Consider the following 20,232-nt stretch of genomic DNA (forward strand, 5'->3'; position numbering starts at 1 on the left):
CACGCCGATAGCGTCGGCGGCGGGCCTCGCCACGCCTTTCTGTGGCCAAACGGCCAAGTTACCGTCATTTACAGCCTCGCGCGGGACACTGCGTTTACAATAGGCCGGATCGAAGTTCCCGGAAGCCGGGATCGGGCCCGAAGCCGCGCTGGGCGAGGCTTAACCACGACTCAGGCCGGAGCCGGGCACACACCGGGCACACACGCAACAGGATCAATGGCAAAAGCTCCCTATTCCGCGAGCGCGCAGGCATTGCCGCACCGCATGTCGCGCCTTTTCACCGAAATCCGCTGGATCCTGCAGGTGGCGCTCGGCGTTTTCCTGCTCATGGCGCTCGTCAGCTACAGCCGGCGCGATCCGAGCTGGACCCACGCCGCGCAGGTCGACCATATCGCCAACTGGGCGGGCCGCGTCGGCGCGTGGACGTCGGACATCCTGCTCTTGCTGTTCGGTCTGTCCGCCTACTGGTGGATCGTGCTGCTCGGCCGCCATATCTCCGCGAACTACAAGCGCATCACCCATCACGAGGAAGAGCAGGACGACGTGCCGCGCGAGAGTTGGCTCGCCGACGCGTTCGCTTTCATGCTGGTCCTGCTGGCCTGCGACGGCATCGAGGCGTTGCGCATGTGGTCGCTGAAAGTGCAGTTGCCACGCGCGCCGGGTGGCGTGATCGGCGAGGCCGTCGCGCGTGGTGTGTCGCATGCGCTCGGCTTCACGGGCGGCACGCTGGCGCTCCTGATCGTGCTCGGCATCGGTTTGTCGCTGTATTTCCGTTTTTCGTGGCTGTCCGTGTCGGAGAAGGTCGGCGAATCGATCATTTCCGCGGTGACGTTCGCCAAGCTGCGCCGCGAGGCCGGCCGCGACCGCAAGCTCGGTGAAGCGGCTGCGGTCAAGCGCGAGGGCAAGGTCGAGAAGGGCCGCGTGCGGATCGAGGAGCACGAGCCGGTCATGATCGTGCCGCCGGTCGTCACCCCGGCCAAGTCGGAGCGTGTCGAGAAGGAGCGGCAAGTGCCGCTCTTCACCGACCTGCCGGGCGATTCCACCTTGCCGCCCATTTCGCTGCTCGATGCCGCGCCGGTCGCGCAGGAAACTATCTCCGCGGATACGCTGGAGTTCACCTCGCGCCTGATCGAGAAAAAGCTCAAGGACTTCGGCGTCGAAGTGAGCGTGGTTGCGGCGTATCCCGGCCCGGTGGTCACGCGCTATGAGATCGAGCCGGCCACCGGTGTGAAGGGCAGCCAGATCGTCGGTCTTGCCAAGGATCTCGCGCGTTCGCTGTCGCTCGTGTCGATTCGCGTGGTCGAAACCATTCCTGGCAAGAATTTCATGGCGTTGGAGTTGCCGAACCAGCGTCGTCAGACCGTGAGTCTCTCCGAGATTCTCGGCTCGGCGGTCTATGCGGATGCCGCGTCGCCGCTGACCATGGGGCTCGGTAAAGATATCGGCGGCAAGCCGGTGTGCGCCGACCTCGCGAAGATGCCGCACTTGCTGGTGGCGGGTACGACGGGTTCGGGCAAGTCGGTCGGTATCAACGCGATGATCCTGTCGCTGCTCTACAAGGCGAGCGCCGATCAGGTCCGCATGATCCTGATCGATCCGAAGATGCTCGAAATGAGCGTGTATGAAGGCATTCCGCATCTCTTGTGTCCGGTCGTGACGGACATGCGTCAGGCCGGTCACGCGCTCAACTGGGCAGTCGCTGAAATGGAACGCCGCTACAAGTTGATGAGCAAGCTCGGCGTGCGTAACCTCGCCGGCTACAACAACAAGATCGACGAGGCCGCCAAACGCGAAGAAAAACTGCCGAATCCGTTCAGCCTCACGCCGGACGATCCGGAGCCGCTCACGCGTCTGCCGAACATCGTCGTGGTGATCGACGAACTGGCCGACCTGATGATGGTGGTCGGCAAAAAGGTCGAAGAACTGATCGCGCGGATCGCGCAGAAAGCGCGCGCGGCCGGCATTCACCTGATTCTGGCTACTCAGCGTCCGTCGGTGGATGTGATCACCGGCCTCATCAAGGCTAACGTGCCGACGCGGATGGCTTTCCAGGTGTCGTCGAAGATCGACTCGCGCACCATTCTCGACCAGCAGGGCGCGGAATCGCTGCTCGGCATGGGCGACATGCTGTATCTGCCGCCGGGCAGCGGCTTGCCGGTGCGCGTGCACGGCGCGTTCGTGTCGGACGAGGAAGTGCATCGCGTGGTCGACAAACTCAAGGAGCAGGGCGAGCCGAACTACATCGAGGGCATTCTCGAAGGCGGCGTGACGGGCGAGGGCGACGAAGGCTCCGCGGGCGCCGGAGGAACCGGATCGGGCGACGGCGAGTCGGATCCGTTATACGACCAGGCGGTCGACGTCGTGCTGAAGAACCGGCGTGCGTCGATCTCGCTGGTGCAGCGGCATTTGCGCATCGGCTATAACCGTGCGGCCCGGTTGCTCGAGCAGATGGAAAACTCGGGCGTGGTGTCGGCGATGTCGTCGAACGGCAATCGCGAGATTCTGGCGCCGGCGCGGGAAGCGGAATAAACCGCGGGCAGCGAGTCCGCAGTGAGGCGGCGAATGTGCCGTCGGCTGCGAGACGCGGGCGCCTCTTTATCGCAACCGAAAGCAAGGCAAGCCATGCTTTGCCGCGTTGAGGCTCCGCCACCACTTCGACGGCTGGTTTGGGCGAGCGATGCTTTGCGGCATCAAAGGGCCGGTCGCTACCCTAAGGCTCGTTTAAGGCGGGGTGGCTAAGCTGCTCACGACACGTCTGAGTACGGCGCCGATGGGAAACAGGCTCGCTGGCATCGCGGCAGCCCCTCGCCAAATACGGGCACCCAAGGCATTGCTCAATGCGCAAGCAAGCGGTCACGACCGCTCAACGAATTCAATCAAGGGAGAAAACCACATGCAGCTATTCGCGCAGCAGCACGCTCGAGAGAATGCTCAATCCAACCGATTTGGCCAGTTCGCCCGCAGCTTTGTGCGCGGCGTCGGCAGCGTGGCGATCGGCGCGTCGGTGCTGTTCGCGTCGCAGGCGTTCGCGAGCGGGACCGAGCAACTGAAGGCGTTCGTCGCGCAAGTGCATTCGGCGCGCGGCACTTTTGTCCAGCAGGAGGTGCGGGCGCCGAGCAAAGCGCAAGGCGCAAGCGGCACGTTGTCGACCCAAGGCGCGGGCAAAACCGGCACGTCGAGCGGCACCTTTACGTTCGCGCGCCCCGGCAAGTTCATCTGGCAATACGAGAAGCCCTATGCGCAACTGTTGCAGGCAGACGGCGACAAGCTCTACGTCTACGACAAGGATCTGAATCAGGTGACGGTGCGCAGCCTCGGCGGTGCGCTCGGCGCGAGCCCGGCGGCGATCCTGTTCGGCAGCAACGATCTCGACAAGAACTTCACGCTGCGCGATGCGGGCGTGAAGGCCGGCATCGACTGGCTCGAACTCACGCCGAAAGCGAAAGACACGCAATTCCAGCGCGTTGGTATCGGCTTCAAGGATGGCAATCTCGAAGCGATGGAATTGCACGACGTGTTCGGCAACGTGACGCTGCTGACCTTCTCGAACATTCAGAAGAATCCGCCGCTGCCGGCCGACGCATTCAAGTTCACGGTGCCGAAGGGCGCGGACGTGATCAACGGATAAGCCGATACGCAGTTGGCGTGCGATCGTTAAAAAGCCATGGCATGCCATGGCTTTTTTATTGCGCGTGTTATTTGGTCACCAGTCGGCCACTATTCGTCCACTTCCAGAACCTGCGCCGGATGCGCGGCCTTCATATCGTCGATAAACGCTTCGACGATATCCGTACGATGCTGCCGCGCCCGAGTGACCATGTGAAACGCGACGCGATAACGCATCTGCGCCGGGTTCAGCGCGGCGAGCAGCCCTTGCTTGACGAACGGTGCGGCGAAATGCCCCGGCAGATAGCCGAGATGATGCCCGGAGAGCACCAGCATCGCGACCGCTTCCATGTTGTCCGCGACTGCGGTGACGTTCTGCGGCGTGGTCGAACTCTCGGCTTCGGGCAGCGGATAGCTGCGCCACGCCCATTCATGCTGCGCGGCCTCCGCGGGCGGCACGTCACCGGCCTGAGCGAACAACGGATGCCCTTTCGCGCAGTAGGCGAACTGATCTTCCGCGAACACCTCGGTGTATTCGAGCGACGGCACGCGATGCCAGAAATAGCCGATGCCGATCTGAATGCGCCCATTGAGCAGCAGTTCTTCGAGTTCGCCCGGCGAGCGCACCAGAATCGAAAATCGCACGGACTGATCGCGCGCCCGGAACCGGCCGATTGCGTCGCTGATGCGCGCGCTCGCCGACACCGGCGTGTGGCCTATCATGCCTATATCGAGCGTGCCGACCAGCTTGCGGCCGACGTTGCGCGCCTGCATGCCGAAGGTATCGACGGCTGACAGCAGGGCGCGCGCCGCGTCGATGAATTGCTCGCCGCGCGCGGTCAGACTGAAGCCGCCGCGACCGCGCTCGCACAGCCGGTAGCCAAGGCGGGTTTCCAGCGTGGCGAGTTGCGTGCTGATGGTCGACTGGCCGACGTTGAGCGTCGCCTGGGCCGGGGAGACGCCGCCCGCATCGACAATGGCGAGAAATACGCGGATCAGCCGCAGGTCGAGATCGGTGAGTTGGGAGAACATACGTCAGGATACATCGCTGAAGATCAATGTGAAGTTTATTCCGTCGGTATTTTAACTTCTGGGAAACTGCTCAAGAATCGAGATTCGCCCGGCAAGGTGCGCTTCTGATGCTTCCCCTCGGCCGGTCTGGACGATTTTGCTTGCTGCCCCTCTTTTCATTGCCGAGACACGATGAATACCTCTTCCTTCATTTCCCCAGAAGCCGGCGAACGGCCGCAACCGCTGTCCGGCAACGCGATGCCCCGCTGCGGCGGCATCGCGACGATGATGCGGCTGCCGAACGTCGGCTCGGCCGAAGGCTTCGACGCCTGCTTCGTCGGCGTGCCGTTCGATCTCGGTACCTCGAACCGGACCGGCGCGCGCTTCGGACCGCGCCAGATCCGCAGTGAATCCGTGCTGCTGCGTCCGTACAACATGGCGACGCGCGCCGCGCCGTTCGATTCGCTGCGCGTTGCCGACCTCGGTGACGTCGCGATCAATCCGTATAACCTGCACGATTCGATCAAGCGCATCGAAACCGCCTACGACGAAATTCTTCAGCACGATTGCAAGCCGATCACGCTGGGCGGCGATCACACCATCGCGTTGCCGATCCTGCGCGCGATTCATCGCAAGCACGGCAAGGTCGGCCTGATTCATGTCGACGCGCACGCCGACGTCAACGACACCATGATGGGCGAGAAGATCGCGCACGGCACGCCGTTCCGCCGCGCGGTGGAAGAGGGCTTGCTCGATTGCGACCGTGTCGTGCAGATCGGCCTGCGCGGCACGGGTTACGCAGCGGAAGACTTCGACTGGTGCCGCGATCAGGGTTTTGAAGTGGTGCAGGCCGAGGCGTGCTGGAACCAGTCGCTCGTGCCGTTGATGGCGCGCATTCGCGAGCGCATGGGCGACGGCCCGGTGTACATCACGTTCGACATCGACGGGATCGATCCGGCTTTTGCACCGGGCACGGGCACGCCGGAAATCGCCGGTTTGACGGTGCCGCAGGCGCTGGAAATCATTCGCGGCTCGCGGGGGCTGAATATCGTCGGCTGCGATCTGGTCGAGGTCGCGCCGCCTTACGATCCGTTCGGCACGACCGCGCTGCTCGGCGCGAATCTCGCGTTCGAGTTGCTGTGTGTGTTGCCGGGCGTCGAGTATCGGGCGTCCACACGCTAAAACGATTCGAGCGATAAGAAAAGGCCTGCGTTTGCAGGCCTTTTTGCGTTTATGTGACGCGCACGCTAGCTCATATGAGCCTCACGCATACGCCGTCTTACGCGCCGACACGAACACCAGATAGCACACCGCGCCGATGACCAGCGCGGGCAAGGTCGCGCCGAGATTCGGCAGCCATTGATTGATCACCTGATACGCGACGATGCCGATCGCCCACGCGAGGAACGCGCTCAGATGCCAGCCGCCCGAGAAGCCATAGCGGCCGCGCGCGTCGGCGAGCGCGGCAACTTCGATACGGCGCTTGCGCACGATGAAGTGATCCACCAGCACGACACCGAACAGCGGCGCGAACACCGAGCCGATCAGCAGCAGGAAGTTCTGATACTTCGCCATTGGCACGGCAAGGGCGATCAGCGTGCACAGCGCGCCGAACGCTGCCGACAACATGGGCACGCTGCCGCGCGTCCAGAACGTGCCGGTCGACACCGCGGCCGAGTGGATGTCAGCGAAGGCGTTGTCGACTTCGTCGATCAGGATCAGCAGCAGCGCGAGGCCGCCGCCCGCTTGCGCCAGCGCGCCGGTCAACAGCGTGTCGCCGCCGCCCGCCGCGAGGCCGTAGATCGCACCGAGTGCGTAAAACCAGATGTTGGCGATGCCGTAACCAATCAGCGTGCCGCGGAAGGTTTCGCCGGGCTTCCGGCCGAAACGCGTGTAGTCGGCGATCAGCGGCAGCCATGAGAGCGGCATGGCCACCACCAGATCGATCGCGCCGCCAAACGACATCTCACCTGTGCCGGGGCGGCGCATCAGCGCGGCCAGATCGTGCTTGGCGAGCAGATTCCACGTGAGCCACGCCGCGCCCGCGAGCAGCAGCCAGATGCCCCACGTGCGCAGAAAGCGCCGTACGAACGAGAGCGGGCCGCTGATCGCCAGCAGCGTCGCGAGCAAGCCGAAGATCACCGTCCAGATGAGCGGCATGGAAAGGCCGAAGGCCTGCCTGGCGAGCGCGTCGGCGGAATCGCGCATCACGATCACCTCGAACGAGCCCCAACCGACCAGTTGCACCGCGTTCAGCACGGCCGGCACCGACGCGCCGCGCACGCCGAGCGTCGGCCGCAGCGACGACATGGCCGCGAGCCCCGTATCCGTGCCGATCACGCCAGCCAGCGCCAGCAACACCACGCCAATCACGCTGCCGATCACGATAGCCAGCAATGCGTGCGGCAGCGACAATCCCGGCACCAGCAGCGCGCCCGCCTGCGCGACGAGCAGGCCGATGCCGAGCGAGAACCAGAGCGCGAAGGCGTCGCCGGTGCGGAACGCGCGGCGCGCGTCGGGCACCGGCGTGAGCGGTGCGTAGGTGGAACCGGCGTCGCCGGTGAGTGGATCTTGTGCCATCTGGTCTTGTCCCTGTTGATAGTGCTTGCCGACTTATTTGCAAACCCGTTTGCCGACTCAGTCGCCAACTCAGTTGCCGATCTAGTTGCGAAGTTGTGTCGACGCTTGTGTCTGCTGTTATGTCCGCGGTCAGGTCATGCGTTGCCTGCCCTGTCCGCTCGATCTTCCAATTGCTTCAACCGTTGCCGGATTGCGACCGCGCGAGTCGTTCCCGGCGCGCCGCGTGTGTTCGTTCGGGAGCCGGGCGATTCTTGCCCGGGCGCCGTCACTGTCATAATGCAGGACGTTGCCCGCACCTTCACGTGCTGGCGTGGCTCACCGGCAGTACGCCGCCTTCACACGGACCGCGTCCGGAAAAGCCGAGATTATCCCCAAAACGTCATGTTTGAAGAAACACGTGCCAATGTTCCGCTCGCCGAACGCCTGCGGCCCCGCAATATCGACGAAGTGATCGGCCAGAAGCACCTGCTCGGCCCGAACAAGCCGCTGCGGGTCGCATTCGAATCCGGCGAAGCCCATTCGATGATCCTCTGGGGCCCGCCCGGCGTCGGCAAAACCACGCTCGCCCGGCTCATGGCCGATGCGTTTCACGCGGAGTTTATCGCGCTGTCCGCCGTGCTCTCGGGGGTGAAGGATATCCGCGAGGCGGTCGAGACCGCGCAGATTCATCGCGCGAACGGGCATCAGACGCTCGTGTTCGTCGACGAAGTGCACCGCTTCAACAAGAGCCAGCAAGACGCGTTCTTGCCGCACGTCGAGTCGGGGTTGTTCGTGTTCGTCGGCGCGACGACCGAGAATCCTTCGTTCGAGGTGAATAGCGCATTGCTCTCGCGTGCCGCCGTCTACGTGCTGAAAAGCCTGACCGACGAAGAGCAGCGCGAGTTGCTCGAACGCGCGCAGCAGGAGCTCGGCGGCCTCACGTTCACCGACGAAGCCCGCGACGCGCTCATCGGCTCCGCCGACGGCGACGGTCGCAAGCTCTTGAACAACCTGGAAATCGTCGCGCGGGCGGCGGCGCAGCAAAAGACCACCGAAATCGACGGCGCGCTGCTCGGCAGCGCACTCGCCGAAAATCTGCGCCGCTTCGACAAAGGCGGCGACGCATTTTACGACCAGATCAGCGCGCTGCATAAATCGGTGCGCGGCAGCAGCCCGGACGGCGCGTTGTACTGGTTCTGCCGCATGCTCGACGGCGGCGCGGACCCGCGTTATCTGGCGCGCCGCATCGTGCGCATGGCGTGGGAAGACATCGGCCTCGCCGATCCGCGCGCCGCGCGCATTGCGCTCGACGCCGCCGAAACCTATGAGCGTCTGGGCACACCCGAGGGTGAACTGGCGCTTGCGCAGGCAATCATCTATCTGGCGGTCGCGCCGAAGTCGAACGCCGGATACAACGCGTATAACGAGGCGCGGCGCTTCGTGAGCAAGGACCAGTCGCGCGGCGTGCCGGTGCATCTGCGCAACGCGCCGACCAAGCTGATGAAGGAACTCGGCTACGGTCACGAGTACCGCTACGCGCACGATGAACCCGATGCCTACGCGGCCGGTGAAACTTACCTGCCGGACAACATGCGCGATCCGCACTGGTACGAGCCGACGCCGCGCGGTCTCGAAGGCAAAATCGGCGACAAGATGGCGCGTCTGGCCGAGCTCGACGCGCAGTGGCGCAGCGAGAACAAACCGAAGAAGGGCTGACGTTTTCGAGCGCCTCTCGCGCTCCGGCTCGCTTTGCGCGCGGTTTCGCGCCTCGCTTTGTGCTTCGATGTACGCGTTGTTTCATGCCTCGCCGTGCGCCTCGACCCGCGCCTCGTTCCGCGCCTTGGCGCGCGCCGTGTCGGCATTCCGCACACGCCGGCCATCTAACGCACCGGCCGCCCGCGCCGGTGCGCTAAAATCCCACCTTCATACAACGAATACCCGCCCCATCCCATGCTCGACACTCAGTTGCTGCGCAAAGACCTCGACGGCGTCGCCAAGCGCCTCGCCGACCGCGGCTATACCCTCGACGTGGCGGCCTTCGCCGCGCTCGAAGCGGAACGCCGCGATACCCAGACCCGTACCGAAGAGATGCAGGCGCGCCGCAACAGCCTGTCGAAGCAGATCGGCGCGATGAAAGGCAAGGGCGAGGACACCTCGGCGGTGATGGCCGAAGTGGGCGGTATCGGCGACGAGATGAAGGCGTCGGCGGCGAAGCTCGACGACATCCAGAAGCGTCTGTCGGAACTGCTCCAGGGCGTGCCGAATTTGCCGCATGAAAGCGTGCCGGTGGGCGAGGACGAAACCGGCAACGTCGAAGTGCGGCGCTGGGGCACGCCGCGCCAGTTCGATTTCGAGGTGAAGGATCACGTCGATGTCGGCACACCGCTCGGGCTCGACTTCGAGACCGGCGCGAAGCTCTCGGGCGCGCGCTTTACGATGTTGCGCGGACAGATTGCGCGGCTGCATCGTGCGCTCGCGCAGTTCATGATCGACACGCACACGCAGCAGCACGGCTATACGGAGGTCTACACGCCGTACATCGTGAATCCGGAAATTCTGTACGGCACCGGCCAGTTGCCCAAATTTGCCGACGACATGTTCCGCGTCGAAAAGGGCGGCGACGAAAACACGGTCACGCAGTATCTGATCTCCACGTCGGAGATTTCGCTGACGAACACGGTGCGCGACAGCATCCTCGAAGCGGACGCGCTGCCGGTCAAGCTGACCGCGCATTCGCCGTGCTTCCGCTCGGAAGCGGGCTCGTATGGCCGCGACACGCGCGGTCTGATTCGCCAGCATCAATTCGACAAGGTCGAGATGGTGCAGATCGTCGCGCCGGAAACGTCGTACGCCGCGCTGGAGGAGATGGTCGGCCACGCTGAGACGATCTTGCAGAAGCTGGAATTGCCATATCGCGTGATCACGCTGTGCACGGGCGACATGGGCTTCTCGGCTGCCAAGACGTACGACCTGGAAGTGTGGGTGCCGGCGCAGAATACCTATCGCGAAATCTCGAGCTGCTCGAACACGGAGTCGTTCCAGGCGCGTCGCATGCACGCGCGTTATCGCAATGCGCAGGGTAAGCCGGAGCTGGTGCACACGCTGAACGGCTCGGGTCTGGCCGTCGGCCGCACGCTCGTGGCGGTGCTCGAGAACTTCCAGAACGCCGATGGTTCGGTCACTGTGCCGGTTGCGTTGCGTCGGTATCTGGGCGGCATTGAACGACTGGAAGTGGCGGCTGGATGAGCGGTTCCATAAGCGGCGGGATGGTAATTGCGTCGATGCTGTGCTGATGTTGCATCGAGACATGTACGGCGTGCCGGGCGCTTCTGAAGTTTTTTTGGGTCAAGGGGCTTGGCAAACCGAAATAGGCTGTTTTATAATCTTTTTCTCCCAAGCAATCGACCCGCTTGGTACTGATGAGGCGGTAGTCACCGTGATTCAGTAGACCCGGAAAGGTGGCAGAGTGGTCGAATGTACCTGACTCGAAATCAGGCGTACGGTTTTCCCGTACCGTGGGTTCGAATCCCACCCTTTCCGCCAAATTTAAAAACCCCGCAGAGCGAACGTTCTGTGGGGTTTTTGTTTTGACGCAACGCGACTTCGGACTGTTCGTCGAACAAAGCAGTCACCTCAAACCAGTCACCTACCAGCCTCAGCGCAATTCCCGCTTGCTGCATCCAAAGAGATCCGCGCTGCGTAAATCCCCTCAAGGACCGCAACCCCCGCACACCTCTTGAATTCAACGCGTGTCCCCAACTCAAGGAGACGCGCCCATGCCCCATTCCGCACCGACCTCACCACTACCGCGCGGCTCGCGGGTCGCGGTCATCGGCGCCGGCATCTCGGGTTTGGCCAGCGCCTATCTGCTGACGCGCAACCATCGGGTCACGCTGTTCGAATCGGCCGGCTACCTGGGCGGCCACACCAACACAGTGGATGTCACGCTCGACGGCCACACGCATCCCGTCGACACCGGCTTCCTCGTGTTCAACGACCGCACCTATCCGAACCTGATTGCGCTATTCGCCGAACTCGGCGTGCAGTCGCATCCGAGCGACATGACCTTCTCGGTCTCGCTCGACGAAGGCCGTCTGGAATGGGCCGGCACCAGTCTGAACACGGTGTTCGCGCAGCGCCGCAATCTGTTTTCACCGACCTTCATCGGCATGCTGCGCGACATCATGCGGTTTAACGGCAGCGCGCAACTCAACCTCGAACTGGCGATTGAAACGCGCGCGTCGATGGGCGAGCTGCTGACGGAAGGCGGCTACGGCGGCGCGTTCCAGCGACAATATTTGCTGCCGATGGCCGCCGCGATCTGGTCGAGCGCTACCGCCGACATCCTCGCGTTCCCGGCCACGACTTTCCTGCGCTTCTGCCTGAACCACGCACTGCTGCAAGTGAATCGCCGGCCGCAGTGGCGGACCGTGGTCGGCGGCGGCCGCGAGTATGTGAAGCGTCTAACCAGCACGCTCGATGACATCCGCACCGGCACGGCAGTGCGCGGCGTGCGGCGTGACGCCAACGGCGTCGACGTGTTCACTGACCACGGCACCGAGCGCTTCGACGCGCTGGTGCTCGCCACTCACGCGCCGACCACGCTGCGCCTGCTGGAAGACGCCGATCAGGACGAGCGCGGCGTGCTCGCCGCCGTGCGCTATCAACCGAACGTCGCGGTGCTGCATACGGATACGAATCTGCTGCCGCGTCGTCAGCGCGTGTGGTCGGCTTGGAATTATCTGGGCAGCCGCAGTGTCGACGGCACGCATCCAGTGTGCGTCAGTTATCTGGTCAATCAGTTGCAGCCGCTGCCGTTCAGGACGCCGCTCGTCGTCACGCTCAACCCGGTCACCCAGCCGGCGCCGGGCACCGAACTACGCCGCTTCGTCTACGACCATCCGCTGTTCGATCTGGCCGCGATCGACGCGCAGCACCGTCTGCCTTCACTGCAAGGCAAGCGCCGCACGTGGTTCGCGGGCGCGTGGACAGGCTACGGTTTTCATGAGGATGGTCTGAAATCGGCGCTACGGATCGCCGCCGATTTCGATGCATCGCCGGCATGGGCCAGGCTATGAACCCGTCGAGCGACAATGCCGGCGCTGATCCAGCAGCCTGGCTGCTGACCGGCAAGGTGACGCACGAACGTCTGCGCCCGAACCATCATCGCTTCACGTATCCGGTGTTTTACGTGCGATGCGACCTGGATCGGCTGGCCTCGCTCGATAGCGGCTGGTTCGGCATCGACCGCTGGCGGCCGCTCAGTCTGTATCGACGCGACCACGGTCCGCGCGACGGCAGCGACCTCGCCACATGGATGCGCGAGCAACTACGTGTCGCAGGCATCGAGGAAGCCGACGGCCGTATCTGGCTACAGGCTTTTCCACGCGTGTTCGGCTACGCGTTCAACCCGATCAGTTTCTGGTACTGCCACGACCGCGACGGCCGGTTGCGCGCCCTGCTTGCCGAAGTGCGCAACACCTTCGGCGAGCGCCACAGCTATCTGCTCAGGGCAAACGGCAACGCGCCGATCACCACGAGCACGCGGCTCATGTGCCGCAAAGTGCTGCACGTGTCGCCGTTTTGCCGCGTGGAAGGCGGCTACACCTTTCGCGTCAAGGAAGCGCCCAGCAGCGCGTCGGTCTCCATCGACTATCACGACGCCGACGGTCTGCTGATCCGCACCGCACTCGGCGGCCGCCTGAAGCCGCTCACGCGCGCGGCCGCGTTCGCCGCGCTGCTGCGTCAGCCGCTCCTCACCGTGGGCGTCGTCGCGAGAATTCACTGGCAGGCCGTGCGCCTTGCCCTCAAGAAAACGCCGTTCCACGGCAAAAACCCCGCGCCGGCCCGCACCGACCACGCGTCCACCCACCACGCCGCAGCCGCCAAACCATCCGCCGCCGCGCGCCCCGTTTCGTCCGATTGAGGAGATTCAGTCATGGCGCTTTCAAGAACCCTGAGCGGGCACCAAACCGCCCCCGCGTCAGGCCGTCTGTTTCTGTCCTTGCTCGAGCGGATCCAGGTGGGGCATCTGATCCTCATCACGCCCGATGGTCAGCAGCGCGTGTTCGGCGATCCGCACGCGGCGCCCGGCGCGCGTCTGGAGATGCGTGACTGGCGCGCGTGCGGCGCGATTCTGCGCAAAGGCGATATTGGTTTCGCGGACGCATGGCGCTCTTTCTGGGTCGATACGCCCGATCTGGCCGCGCTGCTGCGCGTCGCGATCCGCAACGAGCGCGCGCTGCAACGCACGGTGTATGGCGGCTGGCTGGCGCAGCTCTGGTACGGACTGCGTCATAAGCTGAGGCGGAACACACGTTCGGGCAGCCGGCGCAACATTCACGCGCACTACGACCTCGGCAACGCGTTTTACGCGCAGTGGCTCGACGCGACTTTCACCTATTCGAGTGCGGTGTTCGACGGCAATTTCCATCAATCGCTCGAAGACGCGCAGCACGCGAAGTATCAACGCATCATCGATACGCTTGGTTTGCGCGAAGGCATGCACATTCTGGAAATCGGCTGCGGATGGGGCGCTTTTGCGTTGCACGCGGCGCGTCTGGGCATTCACGTGCATGGCGTGACGATCTCGCCGGCGCAACTCGAATTCGCCCGGCAGCGTGTGAACGAAGCAGGCCTGAGAGAGCGCGTGCAACTCGAACTGCGCGACTATCGCAGCCTGACCGGTCAGTACGATGCCGTCGTATCGATTGAAATGTTAGAGGCCGTTGGCGAACAATTCTGGCCGACGTACTTCCAGATTCTGCGCGAACGTCTGCGACCGGGCGCTCGCGCGCTAGTGCAAACCATCACGATCGACGACTCGCATTTTGCCGCTTATCGCGCGACCAGCGACTTCATTCGCGAGTTCATTTTTCCTGGCGGCATGTTGCCGAGCCCGCAACGTTTCACGCAAGCCGCGCGGCGCGGCAAGCTCACGGCGCGCACGTCGCTGGCGTTCGGCCGCGATTACGCGGAGACCTTGCGCCGCTGGCGCGGCGCATTCGAAGCGCAACTCGATACGATCCGCGTGCAGGGTTTCGACGAGATTTTCGTGCGCACGTGGCGGCTGTATCTGGCGTATTGCGAAGCGGGCTTCGACGAAGGACGCACGGACGTGATGCAGTTCGTGCTCTCGAAGGCGGATTGACGTGCGCGCGCTCGTCGCTCTTGTGCTGATCTTCTGGGCGAGCGCCGCTTTCGCCGACCGGCGCGGCGACGTCGAGTCCGCGCAACTCGTCGGCGAAGGCGATTTTAGCGTGCTTGGCTTCCGGCTCTATCGCGCGCAGATGTGGAGCGAACGCGTGCCGGTCGATTACGACGCCCGTTTCGCGTTGCATATCGTGTACGCGCGCGGCATCAAACGCGAGCGTCTTGCGGACGCCGGCATCAGCGAGATCGAGCGTCTGGCGGGCGCGCCGATTCCGGCCGACACGCTGGAACGCTGGCGCGCGGACATGCTGCAGGCGTTCGTGGATGTCAGCCCCGGCGACCAGTTGAGCGCGGTGTATCTGCCGGACAAGGGCGTGCGTTTTTATGCCGGCGAGCGCATGACCGGCGAGTTCGACGATCCCGCCTTCGCGCGTGCATTCTTCGGCATCTGGCTCGATCCTTCCACGCGCGCGCCTAGTTTGCGCAAGCAATTGCTGGGTATGGCGCGGTAGTTCGTGGCGGGTTGCAGCGGCGCTATTCGTTGATGCCCCGGTTGCTCTGCTTCTCGCAATCGGAGCCGGCGGCGGGCGCTCCTGTGGATGCCGAATTGTCACCCGGCGCAGCGGTGGCCTTCGCGCGCTGCCGACGCAATTGATAAACGTTGCCCTGTGCATCGAAAGAGGCGGGCGACGATTGCGCATCACCGCATGCGGCGCCGCCACGCGAACGCTGCGCTTCATTGTTCGCCTGCGCGTCGATAAACGCGCTCGCATCGTCGAGCACCGGCGCAAAGCCGCGCAAAGGCCCGGCAAACGCGCCCACCAGCAGCGCATGCCCGACGCGCGGATAGTGCTTCACTTCGACATCCGCATCGCCCGACGCATGCAGTTTCGCCGCGAGCCGGTCGGTGTTGCCCGGATCGACGGTCGTATCGTGCTGGCCGGCGGCGAGGAATATCGGCGGCTCGTCGCCGGCGACAAAGTTGATCGGCTGACTTGCGGCACGCAATGCACGCGGGAAGATTTCCTCGAGCGTCGCGTCGTGCAACGGCAGAAAATCATACGGGCCAGCCAGGCCGATCACGCCGCTGATATCGGTTTTGCTCATCTGCTGCACGGCGAGATAGCGGCCATCGGTGGCGAGCAGCATCACGATGTGCGCGCCCGCGGAGTGTCCCATCAAAAAGATTCGCGACGGGTCGCCGCCGAACTCGGCCGCATGGTCGCGTGCCCAGCGCACGGCTGTGGCCGCGTCGTCGACGAAGCCGGGGAACGCCGTGTCGGGCCACGTCCGATAGTCGGGCAGCACGGCGACGAAGCCGCGCGAGGCTAATGCCGCGCCGACGAACAGATAGTTGCTGCGCGAACCGTTCTGCCAACTGCCGCCGTAGAAGAACACCACGACCGGACGGCCGTGCGAAGAAGCGGCTGGCGGCGCGCCGACGGCGGGTACGTAGACGTCGAGCTTCTGGCGCGGCGCGTTGCCGTAAGCAAGGCCGTTTTCGGCGCGGAACTGCTTGTGCGATACGGCGGCGTTCAGCACGCCGGCCGCGCTGCAGCCGCCGAGGGCGGCGAGCGCCAGCGTGGCGGTCAAGGTGAGCAGGCGTCGAGGCATGGGAGTCGAATCCGTCCGAATAGATGCGTTCGAACAATGTACGCGCCAACCCCGCGAGCGGATGCAGGTCGCGCCATGACCCGACCGGCTCACGCGGCATGAAACGGCGGCCACGGCGAAATCCTGGCCGCTTGCAACAGCAGAATGAGATTGAGCGCCAGCACGACCACCGTGCCGAGGGTCGCCGCGAGAGTCGTCGCGCGACGATTCCGGTAGTGACCCATCAGATCGCCGCGCGAGCTGAACCACACGAGCGTGATCGTCGTCGCGGCGCCCCGTTGCCGGTGCAACTGACACAATGGATAAATCAACTCAAGCGCTCATGTTCAGCGAACCGTTCACGCCGTTCGGGAAGAAGCCGCCTTTGGTCGCCGCCGAACTCGTCAGATAGACGATGTTGAGGACGTTGCTGTAGTTGCGGCTGAATGCGAGCCCATTGCTGTCCAGCGGCACGATGTTGGACGTGCCGGCGGTCGCGCCGGTGATGCCCTGATCGTCGTGGCCGTTATGATCGAGGCTGTTACGTGCAGCCGAAATCGCATTGGCGGCCGTGACGAGACCGGACATGTCGATACCTTTCGAGTACAGCACCGTGCGCACCAGGCCGGCGTGATACGCCTCGGCCGCGAGAATGCCGGCCGCCGCTTCGAGGAACGTCTTGTTGGTGATGAGCGGCGAGGCGCCTTTATAAGCCGTTACGCCGACGTCCTCGCAGATGTAGGCGCCGAGCAGGAAGTTGTTGTCGTTCGCATACGGATTGAACGGGGTGCCGGCTGGCACGAGGCCGGCGGCGCGCGCCGCGTTCGAAAACGCGCCGTTCGGATCCGTGCCGCCGATGTCGATTGCCGGCATGGCAACCGCGGCCGAACCCAACGCGCTGCGCAGGAAGGTGACGTGCTCGCGCTCGTCGTTGGCGATCTCGTTGGCGTACGCCTTCACCACCGGGTCCTGAAAGGGCACTTGCTGCCCCGGGATCACCGTGCCCATCGTGCCGACGCCGGCCGTCATGCTCGCGGCGAGCCCGGCACCGGTCGTCGCGTACGTATAGAACTGCGATTCGAGGTACTCCAGATTCAGCGCGAAATTCAGGATTTCCGCGTCGGTCGGCGCACTCTGGGCCGACACGCTCGAAACCGAGCCGCCCCCGCCGCACGCGCTGATCAGCGTGCCGCCGACAAGTCCCAGACTCAGGCCGCCGGCGTTGCGAAAGAACTGTCTGCGTTGCAGGCGGCGCGTGGCGCGTCGATCGAATGCATCAATAAGGGATGCTGATTTAGTGCTGGACTCCGACATGGCGATGCTCCTCAAATGGTTCGCTGCCGATACCGCGGACTTGCGGCGCACACGCGGGGACAGCCGTTGCTCTCGCGCTGCAAAGACGCAAAATCGCGGACGCAAAGAGGCCTCCGTTCTTCTGAGAAGAACTAAATGATCAAGGGAGAAGAGCGAGCCCTCATTCGCCTTTACGGGGCGAATACTCGGCTAGATGCAAACGCCGCAAAAGATTTATGTTTGCGTGTGCAGCATGAAGTGCGCGGCATGTGAGGAGCCGGTCGAGCATGCCGCCCGACATCGCCGCGGATCGTTCCGTCCGGCAAGTTTGGCGCGGCTCGCGGAGGATCGGCGGCGATCCTCTGTACAATTGGCCGATCGATTGAACATCGACCTTCCATTCGACCCATATCGACCGAATTCATGGCTATTACCTACAAGACTCCCGACGACATCGCCAGGCTGCGCATTTCCGGCCGCCTCGCGGCCGATGTGCTGGCGATGATCGGCGAGCACGTCAAGGCCGGCGTCTCCACCGACGAGCTGGACGCACTGTGCAACGACTACATTGTCAATACGCAAAAGTCGATTCCGGCAAATGTCGGCTATCTGGGTTTTCCGAAGACGGTCTGCACCTCGGTCAACTCGGTGGTGTGCCACGGCATCCCGAATCGCGCCGAGATCCTGAAAGACGGCGACATCATCAATATCGACGTCGCGATCATCAAGGACGGCTACTTCGGCGATACGAGCCGCATGTATTGCGTCGGCCAGCCGAGCACGGTGGCGCGCGAGCTGGTCGACACGACCTATGAAGCGATGCTCGCCGGCATCCGCGAAGTAAAGCCGGGCGCCACGCTCGGCGACGTGGGCCATGCGATTCAGAAGGTGGCGCAGCGCGACGGCTTCTCGATCGTGCGCGACTATTGCGGCCACGGCATCGGCAAGGTCTACCACGAAGATCCTCAAGTCCTGCACTATGGCCAGCCGGGGCAGGGCGTGCGTCTGAAGCCGGGCATGGTCTTCACGATCGAGCCGATGATCAACGCCGGCCGCGCCGGCACCGCGGTGCAGCGCGACGGCTGGACCGTGGTCACCAAGGACCGTTCGCTGTCGGCGCAATGGGAACACATGATCGCCGTCACCGACGACGGCTATGAACTCCTGACACCGTGGCCGGACGGCACCGGTAGCTACGAAGCGCCATGACCCCGCGTGGCGCGTACCGCGTCCGGCCACTTGCGCCGGAGCTGGGCGCGCAACGTGCTGCTGAGTCGGGATACGCTCCGTATGTCGCTTCCCGAGGGGAGTTCCTGCGGCGCATACCCTGTTCCGGTAAAGAATGATTTGACTCTCGCGCCGGTTCGGTTAAAGCTACGCCTTAGGGTTTCAAGGGGTTTTCGTCTGCATGAGTCCGTCATTGACCGTTCGCCGTATCGCCGCTGATCAGGGCGCTGTTTTCCGCGAACTCCGTACTGCGTCGCTGCGGGAGGCACCGTATGCCTTCGGCGCCACGCTTGAGGACGCGTTGTCGGCCGACGCCGCCAGTTTCGACGCCACCGCCGCGGATCATGCGGTTTCCTTCACCTCCACCACCTTCATTCTCTACACCGAGGGCCATCCGGCGGGACTGATCGAAGCGTACTTCGACGATACCGCGGCGCGCCGCGCATTCGTTTGCGAACTGTGGGTGGCGCCGGCCGTGCGTCATCTGCGCGGCGGCGAGCTGCTGGTCGACTCGGCCGCCGCCTGGCTCGCGAACGAAGGCGCCACGGAAATCTACGCGTGGGTCGCCGACGCCAACCGCAATGCCATGCGCTTTTACGAGGCGCTCGGCTTCGGCCCGACCGGCGAGCACCGTCGCGTCACGCGTGCGCCGGACCAGGCGGAAAGCCTGCTGGTGCGCCACGTGCCGACCACGTCCCAGGTGTTTCAGCAGTGATCTCGCGAGCGGCGCGACAGTCTGCCGCTCGATTCCCTTCCGCGTCTCTTCAGCGTCGGTCGCCAGCTTATCGGCGCGATGCGCGGCCTGAACGTCCGCTGCGAGGCCGTCGCGTTGCCGGTGCGGGAGCGCGTCGTGATGGCGGCGGCCCGTTCTCCCGGCGAAAAAGCTGGCCGCGCGCGTCGACGCCTGTAAAATACGCAAAATTTTTTGCCGAACGCTATGTCGCCCAAGAAATCGCCCTTTTTCGAACTTCGCAGCGGCTCTGTCGACACGCTCCTGTTCGTGGTCAAGACAACCGACCTCGACGCCATGCGTGCCGAACTGACCCGGCGCTTCGAGGCGACCCCCGAATTTTTCGCTAACGACGTCGTCGCGATCGACGTGCGCCGTCTCGCCGAGAACGAACGTGTGCCGCTCGCCGACATCGCGCAACTGCTCGACAGCGTACGCATGCGCCCCGTTGGCGTGGTCGCCAACGCGCAGCAGGCGTGGGCGGCGGAGTCGCAGCTGCCGCTGCTCGAAGCGCGCGACCGCCGCGGCGCCGCTACCGCTCCCAAATCCGCAGACGAAGACAGCGCTGCCGCAGCCGCGCCGGCTGTCACCGCCGCGACGGCCACGCCGCCTTCCGATCTGTTCGAACTCGCCGCCGCCGCGCCGGAGAACGGCACGCCGGCCACGGCCGCTGCCGTTGAGCCTGCTCCCGCCGCGGAGCCGGTGCGTCTCGCCACGTCGTCGCAAACCATGGTGGTCGACAAGCCGCTGCGCTCCGGTCAGCGCATTTACGCCAAGGGCGACCTGGTCGTGCTCGGCCTCGTGAGCTACGGCGCGGAAGTGATCGCGGAAGGCAACATCCATATTTACGCGCCGCTGCGCGGCCGGGCTTTGGCCGGCGTGCAGGGCAATCACGACGCGCGCATTTTCTGCACGTGTCTCGAGCCGGAACTCATCTCGATCGCAGGCATCTATCGAACGACTGAGAACCCTTTACCGGCTGACGTACTCGGCAAGCCGGTGCAGATCTGGCTCGAAGAAGAAAAGTTGATGATCGAACCGCTGCGGCTCACCTAGAAGAC

The 20,232-nt window shown here is 64.2% G+C and carries 17 protein-coding genes and 1 tRNA gene; 13 read left to right on the top strand and 5 right to left on the bottom strand.

Translation table 11 applies throughout. From position 1 onward, the window contains the following. The first annotated feature begins 216 nt into the window (after window positions 1-216). Both B0G81_RS30050 and lolA read left to right on the top strand, forming a co-directional pair. Window positions 217-2,529, top strand: coding sequence for a DNA translocase FtsK (locus B0G81_RS30050; protein ID WP_166679080.1), 2,313 nt, complete (start codon window positions 217-219; stop codon window positions 2,527-2,529). A gap of 364 nt (window positions 2,530-2,893) precedes the next feature. After that, window positions 2,894-3,628, top strand: a complete 735-nt coding sequence (gene lolA / locus B0G81_RS30055) for an outer membrane lipoprotein chaperone LolA (protein WP_121306449.1) — start codon at window positions 2,894-2,896, stop codon at window positions 3,626-3,628. An 89-nt stretch (window positions 3,629-3,717) separates the two neighbouring features. Here the strand turns inward: lolA and B0G81_RS30060 are convergent, their stop codons facing one another. Continuing rightward, window positions 3,718-4,638 (bottom strand): LysR family transcriptional regulator, encoded by a 921-nt coding sequence (locus B0G81_RS30060; RefSeq protein ID WP_134140397.1) that lies wholly within the window; start codon window positions 4,636-4,638, stop codon window positions 3,718-3,720. A gap of 171 nt (window positions 4,639-4,809) precedes the next feature. Between B0G81_RS30060 and speB the strand changes: the two genes are divergently transcribed. Beyond that, window positions 4,810-5,799, top strand: a complete 990-nt coding sequence (speB, locus tag B0G81_RS30065) for an agmatinase (protein WP_012432090.1) — start codon at window positions 4,810-4,812, stop codon at window positions 5,797-5,799. An 81-nt stretch (window positions 5,800-5,880) separates the two neighbouring features. Here the strand turns inward: speB and cytX are convergent, their stop codons facing one another. Continuing rightward, window positions 5,881-7,197, bottom strand: coding sequence for a putative hydroxymethylpyrimidine transporter CytX (gene cytX / locus B0G81_RS30070; RefSeq protein ID WP_134140399.1), 1,317 nt, complete (start codon window positions 7,195-7,197; stop codon window positions 5,881-5,883). Window positions 7,198-7,578: 381 nt separating this feature from the next. Between cytX and B0G81_RS30075 the strand changes: the two genes are divergently transcribed. From B0G81_RS30075 to B0G81_RS30105, 7 genes are all read left to right on the top strand, one after another. Continuing rightward, window positions 7,579-8,892, top strand: a complete 1,314-nt coding sequence (locus B0G81_RS30075) for a replication-associated recombination protein A (protein WP_134140401.1) — start codon at window positions 7,579-7,581, stop codon at window positions 8,890-8,892. Window positions 8,893-9,126: 234 nt separating this feature from the next. After that, window positions 9,127-10,422 (top strand): serine--tRNA ligase, encoded by a 1,296-nt coding sequence (gene serS / locus B0G81_RS30080; RefSeq protein WP_134140403.1) that lies wholly within the window; start codon window positions 9,127-9,129, stop codon window positions 10,420-10,422. Window positions 10,423-10,628: 206 nt separating this feature from the next. After that, window positions 10,629-10,719 (top strand) — tRNA-Ser (locus B0G81_RS30085). A gap of 233 nt (window positions 10,720-10,952) precedes the next feature. Then, window positions 10,953-12,254: an FAD-dependent oxidoreductase gene (locus B0G81_RS30090; RefSeq protein WP_134140405.1), complete on the top strand. Its 1,302-nt coding sequence runs from the start codon at window positions 10,953-10,955 to the stop codon at window positions 12,252-12,254. Then, entirely contained in the window at window positions 12,239-13,102 is an 864-nt protein-coding gene (locus tag B0G81_RS30095) for a DUF1365 domain-containing protein (RefSeq protein ID WP_243856646.1), read from the top strand. Before B0G81_RS30090 ends, B0G81_RS30095 begins: the two co-directional genes overlap by 16 nt. Window positions 13,103-13,114: 12 nt before the next feature. After that, window positions 13,115-14,326, top strand: coding sequence for a cyclopropane-fatty-acyl-phospholipid synthase family protein (locus B0G81_RS30100; protein WP_134140407.1), 1,212 nt, complete (start codon window positions 13,115-13,117; stop codon window positions 14,324-14,326). Between the two features lies 1 nt (window position 14,327). Then, window positions 14,328-14,840 (top strand): chalcone isomerase family protein, encoded by a 513-nt coding sequence (locus B0G81_RS30105; RefSeq protein ID WP_134140409.1) that lies wholly within the window; start codon window positions 14,328-14,330, stop codon window positions 14,838-14,840. Between the two features lie 22 nt (window positions 14,841-14,862). Here the strand turns inward: B0G81_RS30105 and B0G81_RS30110 are convergent, their stop codons facing one another. The 3 genes from B0G81_RS30110 to B0G81_RS30120 all read right to left on the bottom strand — a co-directional run bounded on the left by B0G81_RS30110 (window position 14,863) and on the right by B0G81_RS30120 (window position 17,235). Continuing rightward, window positions 14,863-15,942, bottom strand: coding sequence for an alpha/beta hydrolase (locus tag B0G81_RS30110; protein WP_134140410.1), 1,080 nt, complete (start codon window positions 15,940-15,942; stop codon window positions 14,863-14,865). Between the two features lie 89 nt (window positions 15,943-16,031). Beyond that, on the bottom strand, window positions 16,032-16,253 hold the full coding sequence (locus tag B0G81_RS30115; RefSeq protein ID WP_208328567.1) for a hypothetical protein: 222 nt from the start codon (window positions 16,251-16,253) through the stop codon (window positions 16,032-16,034). Between the two features lies 1 nt (window position 16,254). Next, window positions 16,255-17,235, bottom strand: a complete 981-nt coding sequence (locus B0G81_RS30120) for a ferritin-like domain-containing protein (protein WP_134140412.1) — start codon at window positions 17,233-17,235, stop codon at window positions 16,255-16,257. A 402-nt stretch (window positions 17,236-17,637) separates the two neighbouring features. On the opposite strand from B0G81_RS30120, the gene map reads away from it, so the two are divergent. The 3 genes from map to minC all read left to right on the top strand — a co-directional run bounded on the left by map (window position 17,638) and on the right by minC (window position 20,227). Continuing rightward, window positions 17,638-18,423, top strand: coding sequence for a type I methionyl aminopeptidase (gene map, locus B0G81_RS30125; protein ID WP_116119264.1), 786 nt, complete (start codon window positions 17,638-17,640; stop codon window positions 18,421-18,423). Between the two features lie 199 nt (window positions 18,424-18,622). Then, window positions 18,623-19,156 carry a GNAT family N-acetyltransferase gene (locus B0G81_RS30130; protein WP_106279978.1) on the top strand — a complete coding sequence of 178 codons (534 nt, stop codon included), beginning with the start codon at window positions 18,623-18,625 and terminating at the stop codon, window positions 19,154-19,156. A 222-nt stretch (window positions 19,157-19,378) separates the two neighbouring features. Further along, the gene (gene minC, locus B0G81_RS30135) at window positions 19,379-20,227 is read left to right on the top strand and encodes a septum site-determining protein MinC (RefSeq protein WP_134140414.1); all 849 of its coding nucleotides are present in this window, start codon (window positions 19,379-19,381) and stop codon (window positions 20,225-20,227) included. Window positions 20,228-20,232: the final 5 nt, after the last annotated feature.

This window comes from Paraburkholderia sp. BL6665CI2N2 (genome assembly GCF_004366535.1).
In the GTDB taxonomy this organism is placed as follows: Bacteria; Pseudomonadota; Gammaproteobacteria; order Burkholderiales; family Burkholderiaceae; genus Paraburkholderia.